We start from the raw sequence: 19381 nt of genomic DNA on the forward strand, positions 1-19381 counted from the left end.
CCGGAACGCCGCCGGGTGACGGCGACGCGAGCCGCTCCGGCCGGGGCGGCTCGCGTCTGATCCACTGATCAGCTCATGGCGAGGTTGCTCATCCAGGTGGTGAAGGTGTGGCCGTGGGAGGTGCAGGTGAAGCTGCCGTGGAAGCCGACCGAGCAGGTGGTGCCGCCGTATTCGACCGTCGGGCCCCAGGTGCTCTGTCGGGTGGCCACCGTGGAGATATCCGGATTGCCTGCGGGCAGGGTGTGATCCGAGGCGGGGCCGAACGACGGATGCGCCGGCAGCACCGGCTGGCCGTAGGACACCTGGTCGACTCCGAACGGCACCGGGAGATCCACGCCCGCGACCTTGATCGTGACGCCGGGCGGGTTGTAGGGATTGCTGAAACCACAGGTGAAGCTGCCGTTGTCGTGTAGTGCGCAGTTGGTGCTGCCGGACCGGAAATACACCGTGCCCGCATCCGCCTGTGCGGCGGTGGGGGCGAGCGCGAGAGCGGCGGCGGTGACGGTCAGGCCCAGCAGGGTGCGCCCGAACGGGACTCGGCCGAGACCCGACCGGTGGCGACGGAAACGGTTACCGGTGATTCGAGGTTGCATCGTGTCCTCTCGATATGAGCTTTCGCTCCTGGAGTACGGCGTACGGGTCGATTCTGGTATGCCGGCCCGGGTCGGCGTCGTCAAGAGATCGAAATGTCTTGGTGCCGTTCGGGGTCTCGGTGTGGTGAGGCTCGGTGTGGTGAGGCTCGGAGTGGTGAGGCTCGGTGCCGCTCGAAACGAAAGAGGCCGGGCCTTCCGATCGGAAGGCCCGGCCTCTACAGGGTGACCGACGGGACTCGAACCCGCGACAGCCAGGATCACAACCTGGTGCTCTACCAACTGAACTACGGTCACCATTGCCGGTAACAACCGGCGCGCTAGATGGTAGCGCGAACCCCGCCGGGAAACCTAATCGGCGGGTGTCCCGGACTGCTCGGCGTCCGCGGAACCCGCGCTGACCTGGGCCGCGATCGTGGCGATCTCGGCGGTGGACGGACCGGGCGCGGGGACGAACGCGGTACGACGGTAGTACTGCAGCTCGCGGATGGATTCCTGGATGTCGGCCAGGGCGCGATGGGCCAGGCCCTTCTCCGGCTGGCCGAAGTAGATGCGCGGATACCAGCGACGGCACAGTTCTTTGATAGAACTCACATCGATCATCCGATAGTGCAGGTGAGCGTCCAATTCGGGCATGTCCCGGGCGATGAAACCGCGATCGGTGGCGATCGAATTGCCCGCGAGCGGGACGGTGCCGGGCGTGGGAACGAACCGCAGGATGTAGTCGAGGACCTGCTGCTGCGCCTCCTCCATGGTGACCGTGGAGCGTCGCACCTCCTCGGTCAGCCCGGATTTGGCATGCATCTCCTGAACCACCGGGGGCATCGCCGCCAAGGCGTCGTCATCGGCGTGAATGACGATATCGACGCCGTCGCCGAGGATATTGAGATCGCTGTCGGTCACGAGTGCGGCCACCTCGATCAGCTTGTCGCTGTCCAGGCGCAGGCCCGTCATCTCGCAGTCCATCCACACCATCAGTTTGTCTGACACCCCGGCAACCTTAGTGCGCGCCGGATCCGATTCGGACCGACCGCACCGGTTGCGGGCGTCGCCCGGCCCGTTGCGCCCGCATTCGGCCGTCGCGGCCGTACAGTTTGCGCAGTTGTATGCGTGACTCGTGCGTTCGGTTGTTGTTGGCGGCAATGGGCAGGGCGACGGAGGATCGGCGATGACTACTCCCGAAGACAGGGCGGCGAAAGCGGCGGCGGCGCGTCGGGCCGCCGAGGAGGCGGCCCGGGTCGCCGCGGAAGCGGCGGCGGCAGCGGAGGCGGCCGAAGCCGAGGCCGCCGCCGAACAGGCCACGACGGAATCGGCTGCCGGGGCGGGGGATTCGGCGGGCGATTCCGCGGCCCGGCAGATCGCCGCGGGCTACGAATTCGAGGGCGCCGCGCTCGAACTCGGCGCGGTGGTGGTCGACGGCGCGATCGACAGTGCTGCGCGCGTGCGGATTCCGATGCGGACGCTCAATCGCCACGGCCTGGTCGCCGGCGCCACCGGCACGGGTAAGACCAAGACGTTGCAGGGAATCGCCGAACAACTGTCGGCGGCGGGAGTCCCCGTGGTCCTGGCCGATGTGAAGGGAGATCTGTCCGGGCTCGCGCAACCCGGGCAATCCGATGACAAACTCGTGGCGCGAGCCACTCAGACCGGAGACGCGGACTGGGCGCCGCGCGGATTCCCGACCGAATTCGTCTCGCTGGGGACCGAGGGAATCGGTGTGCCGATTCGCGCGACCATCACCTCGTTCGGACCGGTGCTGCTCAGTAAGGTGCTGGGCCTCAACGAAACTCAGGAGTCCACGCTCGGCCTGATCTTCCACTGGGCCGATACCCGCGGCCTGGCGCTGCTGGATCTGAAGGATCTGCGGTCGGTGATCCAGCATCTCACCAGTCCGGAGGGTAAGGAGGAGCTGAAAGGGATCGGCGGGGTGTCGGCCGCGACGGCCGGGGTCGTCCTGCGGGCGCTGGTGAATCTGGAGGCCGACGGTGGCGATACCTTCTTCGGGGAGCCCGAACTCGATCCCGCCGACCTGCTGCGCACCGCCGACGGTCAGGGTGTGATCACGCTGTTCGAACTGGGGTCCCAGGCCACGCGTCCGGTGTTGTTCTCCACTTTCCTGATGTGGGTGCTGGCCGACCTGTTCCAGACGCTTCCCGAAGTCGGCGATGTCGACAAACCGAAGCTGGTGTTCATCTTCGACGAAGCCCATCTGCTCTTCAACGACGCCTCGAAGGCGTTCCTGGAGCAGGTGGAGCAGACGGTGAAGCTCATCCGGTCCAAGGGCGTGGGTGTCTTCTTCTGTACCCAGTTGCCCACCGATGTGCCCAATGCCGTGCTCTCCCAACTGGGTGCGCGCGTTCAGCACGCTCTGCGCGCGTTCACACCCGACGATCAGAAGGCCCTGTCGAAGACGGTGCGCACCTATCCCGAGACCACCGCCTACGACCTCGACAAGGCGCTCACCTCCCTGGGAATCGGGGAGGCGATCGTCACGGTGCTGTCGGAGGTGGGCGCACCCACCCCGGTCGCGTGGACCCGGCTGCGCCCCCCGCGCTCGCTGATGGGCAGCATCGGTGACGACGGGATCCGTTCGCGAGCGCAGGCGAGCCCGCTGTACGCCGAGTACGGGCAGACCGTCGACCGGGAGTCCGCCTACGAGATGCTGGCCGCGAAAGTAGCTGCGGCGCAGCCGGAACCGGAGCCCGAGCGGTCCGGTGGACGGGCTCCCGAGCCGGACTCCTCCGCGGCGGAGCGGATCATGAGCAATCCCGCGGTGAAGAGTTTCCTGCGTTCGGCGGCCTCGGCGGCGGGCCGCGAGATCAGCCGCAGCCTGTTCGGAACCCGCAAACGCTAGGGCTCCGCCACGCGCCGTTTGACCTTAACTTATCTTCGGGTTTTAACGTGGCGACCATGATCACTGCACAGGCCCGGCCCGCGACGATCCTGGTAACCGGCGCCACCGGAAATATCGGCCGTGAGCTGGTGAACCGCCTGGCCGGTCACGGCGATATCCGGGTGCGGGCGACCACCCGCGATCCGGACACCGCCGCACTGCCCGAGGGCGTGGAGCCGGTCCGGGCCGATCTGCGGGACGCGGCGGCACTGCGGCCCGCGCTCGCGGGTGCCGACGCGCTGTTCCTGGTATCGCGGGTAGGCGATGACGCCGCCATACTGTCGGCGGCGCGACGTGCGGGCGTCGCGCACGTCGTGCTGGTGTCGTCGATCACCGTGCTGACCCATCCGCATCTGGGCCCGGCCCGCGAGAACGCGGCCGTGGAACAACTGGTCCGCGACAGTGGGATGGCATGGACCATCCTGCGGCCCACACAATTCGCGTCCAACGCGCTGTGGTGGGCGGATTCGATTCGCGAGACCGGCGAGGTCGAGGTCCCGTTCGCCGGAATCGGTCTGCCCGCCATACATCCCGGGGACATCGCGGGCGTGGCGTCGGCGGCACTGACCGGATCCGCGCATCGCGGGCGGACCTACCCGCTGACCGGTCCCGCCCGGATCACCCCGCGCGAGCAGGTGCAGGTCATCGCCTCGGCCCTCGGGCGCGCTCTGACGGTCACCGAGATCGACCGGACCCGAGCGCGGGAACGAATGCTCGCGGCGATGGATTCCGATACCGCCGACGCACTGCTCGATGTCACCGGCGGTGACGCCAACGACGAGTTGCTGGCGGTCCGGGACACGGTCGCCCGTATCACCGGCTTCCCGGCGCGGACGTTCCGGGACTGGGTATCCCGGAACATCGCGCGGTTCCGGTAGGGGCCGGCTCAGCCGATGTCGCGGGCCAGCAGGTCCCGCACCGTCTCCCGGCGCACCACCTCGCGCATCCGGCCGTGGCGGACCGCGACGATCGGCGGCCGGCCCACGCCGTTGTAGGACGAGGCCAGGCTGTGGTGGTAGGCGCCGGTCGCCGGAATCGCCAGCAGCTCACCGACGTGCAGATCGGCCGGCATGCGGACGTCGGTGGCGAGGATGTCGCCGGCTTCGCAATAGCGTCCGGCCACGGTGGCGGTGAACTCCGGGCCGGTGGGGTGGCGATTGGCCACGACGGCGGTATAGCGGGCGCCGTAGAGGGCCACGCGCGGATTGTCGTTCATGCCGCCGTCCACGATGACGAACGTGCGCCCTCCCTCGACCTGTTTGACGGCGGTGACCCGATAGACGGTGACACCCGCGCGGGCGACGATGCCGCGACCGGGTTCCATGGTGACGACGGGGCGGGGGAAACGATTACGCGCACAGGCCGCATCGAGGGCGTCGTCGATGATGTCGGCCAGCTCGCACAGATTCAGCTCGGCGTCGCCGGTTCGGTAGGCCACGGCATGGCCGCCGCCCAGATTCAGTTCGGTCAGCAGTTTTCCGTGCTCGCGGCGGACCTCGGCCATGCGGGCGACGAGCCGGCGCACCGCCTCGCCGTAGTGGTCCGGATCGTGGATCTGGGATCCGAGATGACAGTGCAAGCCCGCCAATTCCAGCAGCGGATGCGCGAGGATGTCGCGGATCGCGTCCTCGGTCGCCGCGCCGTCCAAGGCGAAGCCGAACTTCTGATCGGCCACGCCGGTCCGCACGGCAGGATGGCCGTGGACGTCGATATCCGGCGTCATCCGGAGCAGGACGCGCTGCGGCCGGGTGACCAGAGTGCTGAGCAGGCTGACCTCGGTCGGCGAATCGACCACGATGCGCCCGACTCCGACGCCGACCGCGTATTCCAGTTCGGCGAACGGTTTCCCGCTGCCGTGCAGGATGATTCGGCGCGGGTCGACACCGGCCGACAGCGCGATCGCGAGCTCACCGGAGGAGCAGACGTCGACCCCGAGCCCCTCTGCGGTCACCCATTCCGCCACCGCCCGGGTGAGCAGAGCCTTGGCGGCATAGACGATTTCGGTACCGGGAAAGATCTTGCGATAGGACTTGCAGCGTTCGCGGATCTCGGTTTCGCTCAACACGTAGGTGGGTGTGCCGTAGCGGTCGGCGATATCGTCGAGGGCGACCCCGTCGATCGTGATGCGGCCCAGATCGTCGTAGTGAGTCCGGCTCGGCCAGACGGTGGCGTCCAGTCGAGGGGACGGCATCCCCGAACGTAAGGACGGGAAAATCTCGAGCAACGTCACGGCGTTCTCCTGATTCAGCGGTGGGACCACTGTCAGGAATACGCCGCGACCCTGCTCCCGGAACGCCTCGATACGCCGTCTTGACCACCGTTTCCGCGATCTTGACGACGCCCTGACGGGGTCCGGATCAGCCCGCCAGCTTCTTGTAGAAGGTGCCTACGATCGGCGCGGTCAGCGCCCGCGGCGCGTACTGCCCGGCCACACTCATACCCTTGCTGATCAGGCCCGGAACCACGCGCATCTTGTTGCGGGCCAGCGCGTCGATGGAGATCTTGGCGGTGTAGGCGGCCGATACCCAGATGAAATCGGGGATCTTGGTGCCTACTTCTTCCTGATCGGGATTGTCGGTGCGCACCGGCCCGGGAGCCAGCAGTGTGACATGGACACCGCTGCCGGTCAGCTCGCCTCGCAGCGATTCGGAGAAGGTGTTGGTGAACGCCTTCGTCGCGGCGTAGGTGGCATTGTTCGGGATGGCCATATTGCCGGCCGCGGACCCGGTGATCAGGATGCCGCCGCCGCGGGCCAGCATGCCCGGCAGCACCGCTAGGGTCAGGTCCTGGACCGCCACCGCGTTGAGTTCCATCACCGCACGCTCGAAATCGGCATCGAGGTCGGCGACCGCCCCGAAGGTGGCGACGCCGGCGTTGTTGCAGAGGATGGCGATCTCGCGTTCGGCCAGTTCGGCGGCCAGCGGCGCGCGCTGTTCGCGATCGGACAGGTCGACGGCGCGGACCTCGGCGGTGACGCCGTAGGTGTCGGTCAGCCGCTGTGCCAGCCGGGCGAGCAGATCGCCGCGGCGAGCGACGAGTATCACCGAATATCCGCGCTTGGCCAGCTCCTCGGCCAGCGCGGTTCCGATGCCGGAGGACGCTCCGGTGACGACGGCACGATTGTCGGCGGTGGGTGCAGGCAGGCTCACGGTGGCCGAGCCTACCGGGTGCCCCGGTCGCCGGTCGCGGTCCGGATTCCGGGGGTACGCGGCGCGGGTTCCAGGAAGGCGATACCCCAGTCGACATGGCCGTGCCAGACGCTGGCGATCCGCCCGCCCTGGACCGCCGGTTTCGGTTCGCCGATGGGGCCGCCGACCGCCCGGACCGCGGCAACCGTGGCATCGAGATCCGGCGTTCCGAAGGCGATGCCGACCAGTCCCGGTGTGCGCTGACCGGCCGATACCACTTCGATGAACGCCTCGCCGACCCGATAGAAGGCCATTTCGGGTCCCTCCGGTCCGCGGGGATGGAACCGCCGCCGCGGACCGACCCCGAGGACCGCGGTCAGCGCCGCGATGGCCTCGTCCAGATCGGGAACCCAGTACACGATGTGATCGACGAAGGTGACGCCGTTGGGGTGGGGTGTCTCGGCGTCGGTACCGCTCAATATCTCGGGCACCCCGAGGATCCCGGCATCGGTGTCGGTGCCGTCGAAACCCCAGCCCGCGCCGACGCCGAGTGTGCACGAGATCTGCCCGATCCGCAGCATCCGGTCCTGCACCGCGAAACCCAATGCCGTCCACGATGTCTCATCGCCGGGAAGGCCGAGTCGGCTGAGAATCGCCATTACAGTGCCGCCGCCAGCCGGGTGCCCTGATCGATGGCCCGCTTCGCGTCGAGTTCGGCGGCCAATTCCGCGCCGCCGATCAGATGCGTGTCGACCCCCGCCTGTCGCAGCGGTTCGACCAGATCGCGCACCGATTCCTGTCCGGCGCACAGGATCACGTTATCGCATTCGATGACGGTGGGCCGGGCGCGTTTGTCCCCGAAACTGATGTGCAGGCCGCGATCGTCGATGCGTTCGTAGTTCACACCGCCGATCTGCTCCACCCCCTTGGCCTTCACCGCGGCGCGATGCACCCAGCCGGTGGTCTTGCCCAGGCTCTTGCCGAACGGTGACGATTTACGCTGCAGCAGTACGACATCGCGCGGCGCGGGCGAGGGGCGCGGAGCGGTCAGCTGGCCCGGCGCGTCCGGATCGCCGGCGTCGACGCCCCATTCCTGTTTCCACTCGTCGAGCTTCAGCGCCGGATGCCCTTCGACGGTGAGGAATTCGCTGACGTCGTAACCGATTCCGCCCGCGCCGATCACCGCGACCTTCTTACCGACCGGCTTCTCCTCCCGCACCAGCTCGGCGTAGGTGAGTACCTTCGGATGGTCGATTCCGGGGATGTTCGGGATACGTGGCCGCACCCCGGTGGCGACGACCACGTGGTCGTACCGGCCCTCGATCAGTTCGGTTGCGCTCACCCGGCGCTCGAGGAAGACCCGGACGCCGCTCAGTTCCAGCTTGCGGGTGAAATATCGGATCGTCTCGTTGAATTCCTCCTTGCCCGGAATCCGGCGCGCGATATCGAACTGACCGCCGATCTTGTCGTCGGCCTCGAACAGGTCCACCTTGTGCCCGCGCTCGGCCAGGTTGACCGCCGCCGACAACCCGGCCGGACCGGCGCCGACGACCGCTACCCGCCGCGTGCTGCGGGTGGGCAGCAACCGCAGTTCGGTTTCGTGGCCGGCGCGCGGATTCAGCAGGCAGGACACCGTCTTGTGGACGAAGGCGTGGTCCAGGCAGGCCTGATTACAGGCGATACAGGTGTTGATCTCGTCGTCGCGCGCGGCGGCGGCCTTGGCCGCCCATTCCGGGTCGGCCAGCAGCGGACGCGCCAGCGAGACCAGGTCGGCATCGCCGCGGGTCAGGATCTCCTCGGCGGTCTCCGGCATGTTGATCCGGTTGGAGGCGCAGACCGGAACGGTCACGCGCGCGGTGATTTTCGCGGTGAACTCGACGAAGGCCGCGCGCGGCACCGAGGTGACGATGGTCGGTACCCGGGCCTCGTGCCAGCCGATATCGGTATTGATGATGCTGACCCCGGCGGATTCCAATTCTGTTGCCAGCGCCAGGATTTCGGTCTCGGTTTGACCGTGTTCGACGAATTCGGCCATCGAGAGCCGGAATACGATGACGAAGTCGGTGCCGACCGCGGCCCGGATCCGGCGCACGATCTCCAGCGGGAACCGGCGTCGATTCTCCGCCGAACCGCCCCAGCGATCGGTGCGCTTGTTGGTCCGCGGCGCCAGGAACTGATTGATCAGATAGCCCTCGCCGCCCATGATCTCGACCCCGTCGTATCCGGCGAATCTCGCCAGTTCCGCGCAGCGCACATAGTCGTCGACGGTGCGTTCCACGCCCTTGTCCGACAGTTTGCGCGGGCGGAACGGATTGATGGGCGCCTTGATGGAGGAGGCCGAAACACTGAACGGCACATAGGCATATCGTCCGGCGTGCAGGATCTGCAGCGCGATCTTGCCCCCCTCGGCGTGAACGGCCTTGGTGATCGCGCGATGCCGATAGGCCTCGGTCCGGTTGGTGAGTTTGGCACCCAGCGGCAGCAGCCAGCCCTCCCGATTGGGGGCGTAACCACCGGTGATGATCAGTCCCACACCGCCGCGGGCGCGCTCGGCGAAGTAGGCGGCCAGGCGATTGGTATCCCAGGCGCGGTCCTCGAGGCCGGTATGCATCGAACCCATGACCACGCGGTTGCGCAGGGTGGTGTGGCCCAGATCCAGCGGTGTGAACAGATGTGGATAGGAGTGCGGCGAATCGGTGGAGTTCGCGGTCATGAGCTCACCTTTCGGGAACGGAATCCGGTTGCGGGGCTGTGGCTTCCGGATCGGTCGGCGACATTGCGGGAATTCCGCCCCGCAGGCCGGCCAGGACCTCGTCGCACCATTCGACGAATCCGGCCTCCACGCGGATCCCGCCGCGCAGCACCAGGTATTGATACAGCGTGGTGCCGGTGAGCTGATCCGGGGCGGGAAAGTCCTTCTTCTCCATCCGGCGGTACAGGTCCAGCCGCTGCGCGTGCTGATCGCGATGGCGCGCCACTTCGGCGCACACGGCATCGAGATCGCCGTGCGCGGCGGCGCGGATCTTCACGCCCAATTCACTGCGGAGCGGGCCGATATCGTCGGTGGGCTCGGAGATCCAGCGCGCGAGCTCCGCATGACCGTCCGCGCTGACGGTGTAGACCTTCTTGTCGGGGCGGCCGTCCTGCGCGACCGCCTCACCGCTGACCCAGCCGCGTTCCTCCATGCGTTTGAGCACGCGGTAGATCTGCTGATGCGTTGCGCTCCAGAAGAATCCGATGGATTTGTCGAATCGGCGCGCCAGTTCGTACCCCGAACCGGCCCGCTCGCTCAGCGATACCAGCAGCGCGTGTTCGAGGGCCATGGGGTGAGGTTAACCGATACCCGATGTACTATGCAACGTGGTGCATATCCCCGACCTGGGGAATCAATGCACCGAGAATCCTGTGAATGGTCACTTGTTTGGGTATCATCACCCGCGGTGCTCTGCACTATCTCGGATACGGGAAGGGCACCTCGCGTCGCCGAAAGGTTCGAGGGGTGCCCTTCTGTATCACCGGGTGAGGACTGCCCTCGCCACCGCCCGATCAGGCGGAGTGCGGCGTCCAGGCGGCCATGCCCAGGGCGATCATCCGCACCTGTCCGACGGTGCGATCGACGAGATCGGGGCGGTCGCGCAGCGGAGCGGCGACGAAATCGGCGATATGGTCGGCGACGGTGGACACGATCAGATCGGCCGCGAGTTCCAGATCATCGGTCGGCCAGGCGTCCAGCGCCGGCACCCGCGACATGTCGACGACCAATTCTCTGGTGATCAACTGCATTTCCGCCGCGATGGCCGTGCGCAACGCGGGCGATCCGCCGTGTCGTTCACGAATGAGGAATCCGTAGAGATCCTCGCGCCCGGCGATCTGCGCGAACACGAAGCGCACCGTCTCGGCCAGCCGCGCGTCCGGGGTGCGGCGCAGTTGCCGTAGCGCCAGACGCATCTGCCGCACCCCCTCGTCGACGAGCGTGGTCCCCAATTCGTCCAAGGATTCGAAGTGGCGATAGAAGGCGGTGGGGACGATTCCGGCCGAGCGGGCGATCTCGCGCAGACTCAGGGCGGCGAAGCCGCGCTCGGCGGCCAGCGTCAGCGTGCCCTCCAGCAGTGCTCGACGCGTGCGCTCCTTGCGCTCGATTCGGGTTTCGGCCTGCTCGCTCATTTCGCTGAGCATACATCCGTTCACGATCGGTCCATTCATGGAGATGTTGCATCGGTCACATCAGATGCAGGTTGAACAATTGCGGTACCGCCAGGCACACTAGTTCAGTGTACAGATGTGCACCGAAATTCGGTGTACATGCTCATCCCGACGAAGGCTGGGGATATCCATGGTGGGACTGCTCGATCTGGTCCAGACTTTGACCTCACCGCACCCGCTCGACCGATATCTGGAGTTGGTGCGCCCGACACTGACCCTGCGCGATATGCGGGCCGAGATCGTCGGCGTGGATCGACGGGTACCCGGCTCGGTGACCTTGTCGCTGCGTCCGACCCGGCAGTGGTCCGGGCATGAAGCGGGACAGTTCGTGCAGGTCGGCGTGCTGATCGACGGTGTGAAGCACACCCGGTGCTACTCGCCGATCGACGCGGAGTCCGGCCCGCGCCGCACCCTCACCCTGACCGTGAAGGCGCATCCGGACGGCCTGGTCTCGCAATATCTGCACCGGCACGCGAAGCGCGGCATGGTCGTGGACCTCGCTCCCGCCTCGGGGGTGTTCCGGCTCCCCGAGCAACGTCCGGACAGGCTGGTGCTGATCAGCGGCGGCAGTGGGATCACCCCCGTGCTGTCGATGCTGTCCACGCTGGCCGCCGAGGGATATCCGGGCGAGGTCGTATTCCTGCACTACGCGCGGTCGCCCGAGGAGGTGCCGCACCGCGATGTGCTCGAAGACATCGCCCGGCGCTTCGACAATGTCGACATCGTGCTCGGCTATCCGGAACTGGGCCGGTCCGAGCGGCTCGACGGCGCGCCGTGGACCTGCGCCACCGTGCCGGGCGCCACATTCCTCGACTACGACGAGTTGGCGCGCATCGCACCGTATTTCGCCACCGCCCACACCTACGTCTGCGGCCCGCCCGCCCTCATGGAGACCGTACGCCGCATCTACCAGGCCGAGGAACTCGACGATCGCCTGCACAGCGAGGAGTTCGTCCTCACCGCGGCACCTGCCGACACCACCGACGTCGAGGGCGTCACCACCTTCTCGGCGAGCGGAAAGCGATCCGACAACACCGGCGCCAGCCTGCTGGAGCAGGCCGAATCCGCCGGTCTGAGCCCGGAATTCGGCTGCCGGATGGGGATCTGCTTCTCCTGCACCGCGATCAAGCGATCCGGCTGCACCCGCAATCTGCGCAGTGGCGAACTCGACAACGATCCCGACCAGCCGATCCAGCTGTGCGTCAGCGCCGCGGTCGGCGATGTCGACATCGAAATCTGAAAGGGGAGAACAGCTATGACGATACTTACCGAAACCGACAACGGACCGCTGATCCTGACACCGGATCAGGTCGAGGCGATCGGCCGCGAGCTGGACGCGCTACGCGACCGCATCACCGCCGACCTGGGAGAGCGTGACCGCGAATACATCTATTCGATCATCAAGGCGCAGCGCGGTTTCGAGGTCGCCGGTCGCGGACTGATGTATCTGGGTTTCCTGCCGCCGTTCTGGCTGGCCGGGGTCGCGGCGCTGAGTCTGTCGAAGATCCTCGACAACATGGAGATCGGCCACAACGTCATGCACGGCCAGTGGGACTGGATGCGTGAACCCGGCCTGAATTCCCGTGTGTTCGAATGGGATAACGTCTGCCCGGGCGATCAGTGGAAGCACTCGCACAACTACATGCACCACACCTACACCAATATCCACGGGCGCGACCGCGATATCGGCTACGGTGTGCTGCGCATCGACGAGGGGCAGCAGTGGAACCCGTACTACCTGGGCAATCCGGTGTACGCGCTGGCGCTGATGCTGCTGTTCGAGTGGGGTGTGATGCTGCACGACCTCGAGGCCGACAACATCGTCAAGGGCCAGCGCAAGTGGTCCGATATCAAGCGCCTGGCCAAGGGACAGATCCGCAAGGCCGGTCGCCAGGTCCTCAAGGACTACGTCGTCTTCCCGCTGCTGAGCGGACCGCTGTTCGTCTCCACCCTGGCCGGCAACGCGACGGCCAATCTGGTGCGCAATATCTGGGCGTATTCGATCATCTTCTGCGGACACTTCCCCTCGGGCGTACAGACGTTCACCGAAGAGGAGACCGAGAACGAGACCCGCGGCGAGTGGTATGTGCGCCAGATGCTCGGCTCGGCCAATATCACCGGTAGCAAACTGTTCCACATCCTGTCCGGCAACCTGTCTCACCAGATCGAGCACCACCTGTTCCCGGACCTGCCCGCCAACCGGTACCCGGAGATCGCGCCCGAGGTCCGCGCCCTGTGCGAGAAGTACGGGCTGCCCTACAACACGGGCCGGCTGAGCAAGCAGATCGGATCGGTGTGGCTGAAGATCTGCAAGCTCGCACTGCCGCCGGCTGTCGTCGGGAAGGGGTCGCAGCCTGGTGTTATCGTGATGCGGGAGCGGGAGTCCGAGCGTCCGAGCGAGGTTGGCGGGTAATGATCGGGAAATTCGAGAGCAATAAGGATCTGATCCAGGAATTGACGTCGTCCGGGGCACGGCACGTCGGCAATATCGCAACGATCATCACCGGCACCGTGTCCGAGGTGACACGCGAAATCGGTGACTGGATCACCGATGCCATCGAAATGCGGGAGGCCGCGACCGCGGCGAGCCGCGACCGGGAATCCGCGGCCGGGGTGAATTCCGGTCGCTCCGAGCCCGATGTGCTGATCGACGAGCCGGAGCCGACGCCGAATGTGAACGCGGTCCAGCCGGTCATCGACGCCGATGTGGAAATCGTCGATCCCGAGCACTGAGCGCATCCACCGACTCAGAACACCGGCAGCCGGCGCCGGTGTTCTGCGATATCGGTGATCAGATCCTTGTAGCCGTCGGCCAGTTCGGCCAGCCGGACCCAGTGCAGATGCGCTTCACCCGCGAGTCCGGTTGCGGGGAATTCCCGCACCGGTGAGTTGGACGCGGGGATTCCCAGGGCATGGTGGGCCGACACCCATTTTCCGGCCATCCGATCGATGACGGCACCGAGAGTTTCGGTGTGCAGTGACGCGCCCTCCCGGTGGACGACATTGTCCGCGACCCAGGTATTTATTCTTTCGACGAGTTCGGCGCGTTCGCGATCGATATCGTCGACCAACTGGCTGCAGCTGGCCACCCGGTCACTGGACACCTGCGGTGCGTGCGCGTCCCGGTAGGCGTGCCGGCGCGACTCGTGGCAGCGCACCAGTTGTCGGGCGGCCTCTAGCACCGGATGGTCGCCGGGCGGCACGGTCGCGGAGCGGAAGGCCCGCAACAGTGCCGACACCGAAGGCAGTGCGCCGGATCCGTCGTTGTCACCGGCGTATGCGGTCACCATTGCATTCCCACCCTCGCCTCAGCGGTCGGATTGGTTACGCCAGGGCCGAGGAGGGATCAGGGGGAGGGGCTCCCCTCGGCTCCGGCGTAGTCCCGTCGGCTCGGACGCCGGCCTCTGCCACAGTGCTCACGGAGACTCGGTCGAATCCTCAGCCGGGCACAAACCGGAAAAACCGCGACGATGCGAGAGACAGTCCGAATGCGGGGACATATTCAGGAAAGCGTGTCCTGAGTTGGCACGCAACGGTTGACAGGCCGAACACCCCAAGGTGCCGGAGAATCGTTATACGCATTACGCCGCGATCACACGATCGCGAAGATCCCTCATCGGTCGCGGTCGATCTGTCGGGGCTACCCGTGTCGCGTGTTGCCGAAACATCATGAAATCCGGCGACGACCGGGCAACCGATTCGGCGCGGCGCCCACGCGGCCGAGTCGGGTTGGCTAGCCTGAGGATTTGTGCCTGCCTATGTCTCCTCGCCGGAGCTGACCTTCGGCTTCCTTTTCGCCCTGGAGGATCCCGAGCGAATCGCGGAAGTGGTGCGAGATCTGATGGAACGTCGTACGGTTTCGGTTTTCCGCTTGGCCCATGTCTCGGGTGCGGCCGGTCCGCCGGAACGTTATGTCGTGAACTGGGCTGCCATTCCGCAGATTTCGATCACCACCGCCGCCCCGGATGCCGACGAGATGCAGGCCGAGCGAACGATGCTGGTCAACGCTTTTCTCGGTGAGGGCGGCGAAATCAGTCTGTACTCCGCCGACAGCAAATAACCGGATGGCAAGCGGTGGTGTCGTTTTCCCATCGCTGCCGCAGGCGCTTTCATTACGGAGATACTCCCCACAGTCGCTCTTACGCCTCTCTCAGCTACCGGCCAGCCGCCGCTCAGTTCCGGCCCGCAGGGTGGATTTCGGTCGATCGTCCGACACGGTCACCGACGACCTGTGCCCCCTACAGAGAGGTAGAAGCATGATTCCGGTCATCATCGACACCGGTAGCGCCGCACTGAGCGGAATTCTCGACACCGGCAGCGCCGCCCTCGGCGGAGTGCTGAACACCTTGTTCACGGGTTCCTTCGGCGGCTGAGTCGAGAACCGTAGCGAGGAGCGATCCTCGGGCCGCTGCCCCCGCGCCCGCCGGCGCGGGGGTAGCGCCGCGTCCGGCGGAATAGATGCGCCGGACCACATCCTCGATATCGGGTTCCTCCACCGACAGATCGCGAACCTCGACCTGATTCGAGATGGCGGCGAGAAGCTGTGCGGCGGTGGTGGTCTCGGGGTCGAACGCCAGGCGCTGCCGGATACCGCCGCCCTCGCTGGACAGTACGGTCGCGCCCACCAGACCGGTGAGTTCGGCGACGGGCAGGGCCAGATCCACGACGAGTACGCGCTGTGCGCCGACGGTGGCCGCCAGTCCCGGCAGGGTTCCGTCATAGGCCAGGCGGCCGTGGTCCACCACCAGGACCCGCTCACAGAGCCGTTCGATATCGCCCATGTCGTGGGTGGTGAGCAGCAGCGTGGTGCCGTGTTCCGCGCGTTCGGCGCACAGGAATTCGCGCAGGCGCTGTTTGGACAGCACATCCAGGCCGATGGTGGGTTCGTCGAGGATCAGCAGTTCGGGGCGATGCAGTAGCGCGGCCGCGATCTCGGCCCGCATGCGCTGTCCGAGCGACAGTTGCCGCACCGGCGTATCGAGGGTGTGGCCCATATCCAGCCGATCGACCAGTTCCGCCGTCCGCTGCCGGGACTCGGCCGGTGGGAGGCGGTGGATAGCGGCCAGGATCGTGAACGATTCGCGCAGCGGCAGATCCCACCACAGCTGCGATCGCTGTCCGAAGACGACCCCGATCCGCCCGGCCAGCTCCCGGCGCCGTCGGACCGGGTCGAGTCCACAGGTCCGCACGGTGCCGGCGGTCGGGACGAGGATGCCGGTGAGCATCTTGATGGTCGTCGACTTCCCGGCGCCGTTGGCTCCGATGTAGCCGACCGCGGAACCGGATTCGATCCGGAAGTTCATCCGGTCCACGGCCGTCAGCACCTCGCGCCGCCGCCGGCGACTGCCCGGCTGTTTGCGCCGCAGGACGAATTGTCTTGTCAGATTCGAGACTTCGACGGTGTTCATCCGCCCCCTCCCTGATAGTTCCGCACCCCGATCCGCCAGAGTAGCAACGCCATGACCCAAACCCAGAGTGCCGCAACGGGTCCGAACCAGGCCAGCGGTGCGGGCAGCCAGCGCGGCCCCGGTATGCCCAGCAGGGCGATGGCGGGCAGATAGGCCACGAACGACACGGGCACGGCGAAGCCGAACAGCATCAGCATCGGCCCGGGAAATATCGAGCTGGGCTGCTGGGCGGCGAAGGATCCGCCATAGGTGAAACTGTTGGTCAGCTCCGAACCGTCGATGAGGTGGAACTGCAGTCCGGCGGCGCAGACGAACAGGCCCGCGAAGATCGCGATCCCGCTGAGAATGCTGAGCGCCAGCAGTGCGACCGCGGCCGGGTCCCACGCGATGGGGTTGGCGGTCATACCGATCACCAGGACGACGGCCGCGACACCGGCCCGCGAGAGTCGTCGCAGCGAGACGTCACTGGTGATCAGTTGCAGCAGTAGGGGTTGCGGGCGCAGGTGGAAGGCGTCGAGGGTGCCCATCCGGATGTAGGTCGGCAGGGTATCGGTATGACCTACGCCGATCTGCGCGATCGCGAAACACAGATTGGACAGCCCGAACAGCAGCAGCATCTGGGTCGAATTCAGGCCGCCCAAGGTCGGCACGTTGTGGTAGATCAACCACATCTCGGCGAATTCGACGACCCCGATCAACAGGGACGAGAGCATATCGGCGGCGAAGGACAGCGGATAGGCGCGCTGCGAGCGCATCCGTGAGCGCAACACCGCCATATAGGGTGTCAATCGTCCGCCGCGCGCTGCGAGATCAGCCACCCTGCACCTCCAGTTTGCGTCGTCCGGCCGCGATCAGCACCCGCCCGAGCCCTACCGCCAGTGCGATCCAGAGCAGTTGGACCGCGATGATCGCGACCGCCGCCGAACCCGTTGCGCGGCCGGACATCACGTCGATCGGCCCCTGCAGAATCCAGGGAAACGGGGTCAGTCGAGCGGCCGATGCGAGCGGTGCGGGAAACAGGTGCACCGGGACGTAGAGCCCACCGAAGAAGGTGGCGACGATCTGGTAGAGCATGCGCACCCCGCGCGTCTCCACGAGCCAGAATCCCGCGAGCCCGACCGAGAGGATCAGTAGCAGTGACAGCACCACGGCCGCGAAGACGCTCACGAGGCCGAGTAGATACGGCATGACGCCGCCCGACAGTGCGAATTGGGCCGTCATCAGGCCGACCGCGACACAGGGCAGTCCACGCAGGATCAGCGTGCAGGTGGCGCTGCCGAGATCGGTTGCCAGATAGAAGGTTTGGATGTCGATCGGGCGTTGCAGATCTACCGCCACATCGCCGGTGCGGACCCGCTCGGCGATATCGGACGGCGGGCCCATGAGCCGCAGGGCGCCCAGCAGGCCCTGGGAGAGCCAGACATAGGCGCCGATAGAGGCGCCGGTGTAACCGCCGAATCCGGGTGCGGAGCGGACCGCTGCCAGCATCACCGAGCCGCGGATCAGCCCGAACACCACATTGGCCGTCAGCCCGGCGAACACGGCCGAGCGATAGTTCCACTGCCGCCGGAATCCGGCTCCGAACAGACGTGGATAAACCCCCGAGAGTGCGCGCACAAGTACTCCAGGCTACGGCGATCCGACCCGCTCGTCGCGGGATTTTCGATGTATCGCGGCCGGCGATCCGGGCGGTGGGTATGGTCGGTGCGGCGAGACGGCGGACCGGCGCGGCTGCCGGGAGGTTGCCGGGCGATCGGGGATTTCCGCAAAACCTTGCCGCGAACTCGGCCGCAGTGTTAGAAACAGTCATGTTTCACTCTGGGGTCGCCGTGGTGGCTCCCGCTCCTGAGGACCGCCTATGACCACCGTTTTCGAAACGCTGGAGTCGGATGTGCGCGGATACTGCCGGGTGTGGCCGACGGTTTTCGACACCGCGCGCGGCGCCTGGTTGCGTGATGAGCAGGGGCGCGAATATCTGGACTTCTTCGCCGGTGCCGGTGCGCTCAATTACGGGCACAACAACCCGATCCTCAAAGCGGCGCTGATCGACTACATCTCCCGCGACGGGCTCACCCATTCACTCGACATGGCGACGGCGGCCAAACGTGATTTTCTCGAGACCCTGCGTGATCTCGTCCTGGTTCCCCGGGGTCTCGACTACAAGGTTCAGTTTCCCGGACCCACCGGCGCGAACGCGGTGGAGGCGGCGCTGAAGCTCGCCCGCAAGATCACCGGCCGCACCACCGTGCTGAACTTCACCAACGCCTTCCACGGGATGACGCTGGGCGCGCTGGCCGTCACCGGCAACGCCGCCAAGCGCGCGGGCGCGGGGGTGCCGCTCAACCATGCCCATCCGCTGCCCTACGACGGCTACCTCGGTGGTGGTATCGACGAGTGGGCGTGGGCGGAGCGCATTCTCGACGACACGTCCTCCGGTGTCGACAAACCCGCCGCCGTGATCGTGGAGACCGTCCAGGGCGAGGGCGGGGTCAATGTCGCAGGCGCGCAGTGGCTGCGCCGGCTGTCGGAGCTGGTCTCGGCGCGAGGCATCCTGCTGATCGTCGACGACGTGCAGATGGGCTGCGGGCGTACGGGCCCGTTCTTCTCCTTCGAGACCGCAGGCATCGTTCCCGATATCGTGGCGCTGTCGAAGTCGATCGGCGGTTACGGCCTGCCGATGGCGCTGGTACTGATGAAACGCGACCTCGATCAGTGGGCGCCCGGCGAGCACAACGGCACCTTCCGTGGGAACAATCCGGCTTTCGTCACCGCCCGGGCCGCTCTGACGCGGTACTGGAGCGACGACCGCCTGGAACGCTCGACCCTGGCTCAGGGCGAGCGCGTGCACCGCGGTCTGACCGCGATCGCGGAGTCGGTAGGCGGATTGTCCACGCGGGGAAGAGGTTTGGCGCACGGACTGGTGTTCGACGACGCGTCCGAGGCGGGCAAGGTGAGCCGGGTCGCGTTCGAGGAGGGCCTGCTGGTGGAGACCTCGGGCGCGTGCGACGAAGTCGTGAAACTGCTTCCGCCGCTGACGATCACGGATTCGGAGATCGACACCGGGATCGCGATTCTGGCGCGCGCGGTGGACATGGTGTGCGGTAGCCGCACCTGAGGGGATCGGACCGTCGGCCGTCGTCCCACACCCGGGGGCCGACC

19 protein-coding genes and 1 tRNA gene are annotated in these 19381 nt (G+C 66.6%); 7 read left to right on the top strand and 13 right to left on the bottom strand.

What is annotated here, in order from left to right:
• Positions 1–68: 68 nt before the first annotated feature.
• The 3 genes from LKD76_RS08250 to orn all read right to left on the bottom strand — a co-directional run bounded on the left by LKD76_RS08250 (position 69) and on the right by orn (position 1580).
• Positions 69–593: a hypothetical protein gene (locus LKD76_RS08250; RefSeq protein WP_227980432.1), complete on the bottom strand. Its 525-nt coding sequence runs from the start codon at positions 591–593 to the stop codon at positions 69–71.
• A 221-nt stretch (positions 594–814) separates the two neighbouring features.
• Positions 815–887: transfer RNA gene (locus tag LKD76_RS08255), tRNA-His, on the bottom strand.
• A gap of 54 nt (positions 888–941) precedes the next feature.
• On the bottom strand, positions 942–1580 hold the full coding sequence (orn, locus tag LKD76_RS08260) for an oligoribonuclease (RefSeq protein WP_227980433.1): 639 nt from the start codon (positions 1578–1580) through the stop codon (positions 942–944).
• Positions 1581–1758: 178 nt separating this feature from the next.
• On the opposite strand from orn, the gene LKD76_RS08265 reads away from it, so the two are divergent.
• Positions 1759–3444 carry a helicase HerA-like domain-containing protein gene (locus tag LKD76_RS08265; RefSeq protein ID WP_227980434.1) on the top strand — a complete coding sequence of 562 codons (1686 nt, stop codon included), beginning with the start codon at positions 1759–1761 and terminating at the stop codon, positions 3442–3444.
• Positions 3445–3500: 56 nt separating this feature from the next.
• Entirely contained in the window at positions 3501–4361 is an 861-nt protein-coding gene (locus tag LKD76_RS08270; protein WP_227980435.1) for an SDR family oxidoreductase, read from the top strand.
• A gap of 8 nt (positions 4362–4369) precedes the next feature.
• Here LKD76_RS08270 and lysA read toward each other — a convergent pair whose 3' ends face one another.
• The 6 genes from lysA to LKD76_RS08300 all read right to left on the bottom strand — a co-directional run bounded on the left by lysA (position 4370) and on the right by LKD76_RS08300 (position 10775).
• Positions 4370–5713, bottom strand: coding sequence for a diaminopimelate decarboxylase (gene lysA / locus LKD76_RS08275; protein WP_227980436.1), 1344 nt, complete (start codon positions 5711–5713; stop codon positions 4370–4372).
• A gap of 127 nt (positions 5714–5840) precedes the next feature.
• Positions 5841–6632 (bottom strand): mycolate reductase, encoded by a 792-nt coding sequence (gene cmrA / locus LKD76_RS08280; protein WP_227980437.1) that lies wholly within the window; start codon positions 6630–6632, stop codon positions 5841–5843.
• A gap of 11 nt (positions 6633–6643) precedes the next feature.
• Positions 6644–7270 (bottom strand): VOC family protein, encoded by a 627-nt coding sequence (locus LKD76_RS08285; RefSeq protein ID WP_227980438.1) that lies wholly within the window; start codon positions 7268–7270, stop codon positions 6644–6646.
• On the bottom strand, positions 7270–9324 hold the full coding sequence (locus LKD76_RS08290) for an NADPH-dependent 2,4-dienoyl-CoA reductase (RefSeq protein WP_227980439.1): 2055 nt from the start codon (positions 9322–9324) through the stop codon (positions 7270–7272). The genes LKD76_RS08285 and LKD76_RS08290 overlap by 1 nt, the downstream gene beginning before the upstream one ends.
• Positions 9325–9328: 4 nt before the next feature.
• On the bottom strand, positions 9329–9934 hold the full coding sequence (locus LKD76_RS08295; protein WP_227980440.1) for a PadR family transcriptional regulator: 606 nt from the start codon (positions 9932–9934) through the stop codon (positions 9329–9331).
• Between the two features lie 223 nt (positions 9935–10157).
• The gene (locus LKD76_RS08300) at positions 10158–10775 is read right to left on the bottom strand and encodes a TetR family transcriptional regulator (protein ID WP_227980441.1); all 618 of its coding nucleotides are present in this window, start codon (positions 10773–10775) and stop codon (positions 10158–10160) included.
• 169 nt (positions 10776–10944) lie between these two features.
• Here LKD76_RS08300 and LKD76_RS08305 point away from each other — a divergent pair, with 169 nt between their 5' ends.
• Genes LKD76_RS08305 through LKD76_RS08315 form a run of 3 tightly spaced genes read left to right on the top strand, consistent with a single transcriptional unit; the run spans position 10945 to position 13547 of the window.
• A complete protein-coding gene (locus tag LKD76_RS08305) occupies positions 10945–12054 on the top strand; it encodes a ferredoxin reductase (RefSeq protein ID WP_227980442.1) in 1110 nt (369 codons plus the stop codon).
• Positions 12055–12069: 15 nt separating this feature from the next.
• Positions 12070–13227 (top strand): fatty acid desaturase family protein, encoded by a 1158-nt coding sequence (locus LKD76_RS08310; protein WP_227980443.1) that lies wholly within the window; start codon positions 12070–12072, stop codon positions 13225–13227.
• Positions 13227–13547 (top strand): hypothetical protein, encoded by a 321-nt coding sequence (locus LKD76_RS08315; protein ID WP_227980444.1) that lies wholly within the window; start codon positions 13227–13229, stop codon positions 13545–13547. Before LKD76_RS08310 ends, LKD76_RS08315 begins: the two co-directional genes overlap by 1 nt.
• 14 nt (positions 13548–13561) lie before the next feature.
• On the opposite strand, the gene LKD76_RS08320 is transcribed toward LKD76_RS08315, so the two are convergent.
• A complete protein-coding gene (locus LKD76_RS08320) occupies positions 13562–14104 on the bottom strand; it encodes a DUF4254 domain-containing protein (protein WP_227980445.1) in 543 nt (180 codons plus the stop codon).
• A 458-nt stretch (positions 14105–14562) separates the two neighbouring features.
• Between LKD76_RS08320 and LKD76_RS08325 the strand changes: the two genes are divergently transcribed.
• Complete coding sequence (locus LKD76_RS08325) at positions 14563–14874, top strand: hypothetical protein (RefSeq protein WP_227980446.1); 312 nt, start codon at positions 14563–14565, stop codon at positions 14872–14874.
• Between the two features lie 178 nt (positions 14875–15052).
• Here the strand turns inward: LKD76_RS08325 and LKD76_RS08330 are convergent, their stop codons facing one another.
• The 3 genes from LKD76_RS08330 to LKD76_RS08340 are packed head-to-tail and all read right to left on the bottom strand — an operon-like array spanning position 15053 to position 17839.
• On the bottom strand, positions 15053–16222 hold the full coding sequence (locus tag LKD76_RS08330) for an ABC transporter ATP-binding protein (RefSeq protein WP_227980447.1): 1170 nt from the start codon (positions 16220–16222) through the stop codon (positions 15053–15055).
• Positions 16219–17040 (bottom strand): ABC transporter permease, encoded by an 822-nt coding sequence (locus LKD76_RS08335; RefSeq protein ID WP_308188514.1) that lies wholly within the window; start codon positions 17038–17040, stop codon positions 16219–16221. Before LKD76_RS08335 ends, LKD76_RS08330 begins: the two co-directional genes overlap by 4 nt.
• Positions 17033–17839 (bottom strand): ABC transporter permease, encoded by an 807-nt coding sequence (locus tag LKD76_RS08340; RefSeq protein WP_227980448.1) that lies wholly within the window; start codon positions 17837–17839, stop codon positions 17033–17035. Before LKD76_RS08340 ends, LKD76_RS08335 begins: the two co-directional genes overlap by 8 nt.
• Positions 17840–18080: 241 nt before the next feature.
• Between LKD76_RS08340 and ectB the strand changes: the two genes are divergently transcribed.
• The gene (gene ectB / locus LKD76_RS08345) at positions 18081–19337 is read left to right on the top strand and encodes a diaminobutyrate--2-oxoglutarate transaminase (RefSeq protein ID WP_227980449.1); all 1257 of its coding nucleotides are present in this window, start codon (positions 18081–18083) and stop codon (positions 19335–19337) included.
• The last annotated feature ends 44 nt before the right edge of the window (positions 19338–19381 follow it).

The sequence above is a fragment of the Nocardia spumae genome, from assembly GCF_020733635.1.
GTDB lineage: Bacteria > Actinomycetota > Actinomycetes > Mycobacteriales > Mycobacteriaceae > Nocardia > Nocardia spumae.

Coding starts and splice junctions, on each gene's coding strand:
- LKD76_RS08305 (WP_227980442.1), top strand. CDS start 10,945: ATGGTGGGACTGCTCGATCTGGTCCAGACTTTGACCTCACCGCACCCG.
- LKD76_RS08250 (WP_227980432.1), bottom strand. CDS start 593: ATGCAACCTCGAATCACCGGTAACCGTTTCCGTCGCCACCGGTCGGGT.
- LKD76_RS08300 (WP_227980441.1), bottom strand. CDS start 10,775: ATGAGCGAGCAGGCCGAAACCCGAATCGAGCGCAAGGAGCGCACGCGT.
- LKD76_RS08330 (WP_227980447.1), bottom strand. CDS start 16,222: ATGAACACCGTCGAAGTCTCGAATCTGACAAGACAATTCGTCCTGCGG.
- LKD76_RS08320 (WP_227980445.1), bottom strand. CDS start 14,104: ATGGTGACCGCATACGCCGGTGACAACGACGGATCCGGCGCACTGCCT.
- LKD76_RS08265 (WP_227980434.1), top strand. CDS start 1,759: ATGACTACTCCCGAAGACAGGGCGGCGAAAGCGGCGGCGGCGCGTCGG.
- LKD76_RS08270 (WP_227980435.1), top strand. CDS start 3,501: ATGATCACTGCACAGGCCCGGCCCGCGACGATCCTGGTAACCGGCGCC.
- LKD76_RS08315 (WP_227980444.1), top strand. CDS start 13,227: ATGATCGGGAAATTCGAGAGCAATAAGGATCTGATCCAGGAATTGACG.
- LKD76_RS08310 (WP_227980443.1), top strand. CDS start 12,070: ATGACGATACTTACCGAAACCGACAACGGACCGCTGATCCTGACACCG.
- LKD76_RS08285 (WP_227980438.1), bottom strand. CDS start 7,270: ATGGCGATTCTCAGCCGACTCGGCCTTCCCGGCGATGAGACATCGTGG.
- LKD76_RS08295 (WP_227980440.1), bottom strand. CDS start 9,934: ATGGCCCTCGAACACGCGCTGCTGGTATCGCTGAGCGAGCGGGCCGGT.
- LKD76_RS08290 (WP_227980439.1), bottom strand. CDS start 9,324: ATGACCGCGAACTCCACCGATTCGCCGCACTCCTATCCACATCTGTTC.
- ectB (WP_227980449.1), top strand. CDS start 18,081: ATGACCACCGTTTTCGAAACGCTGGAGTCGGATGTGCGCGGATACTGC.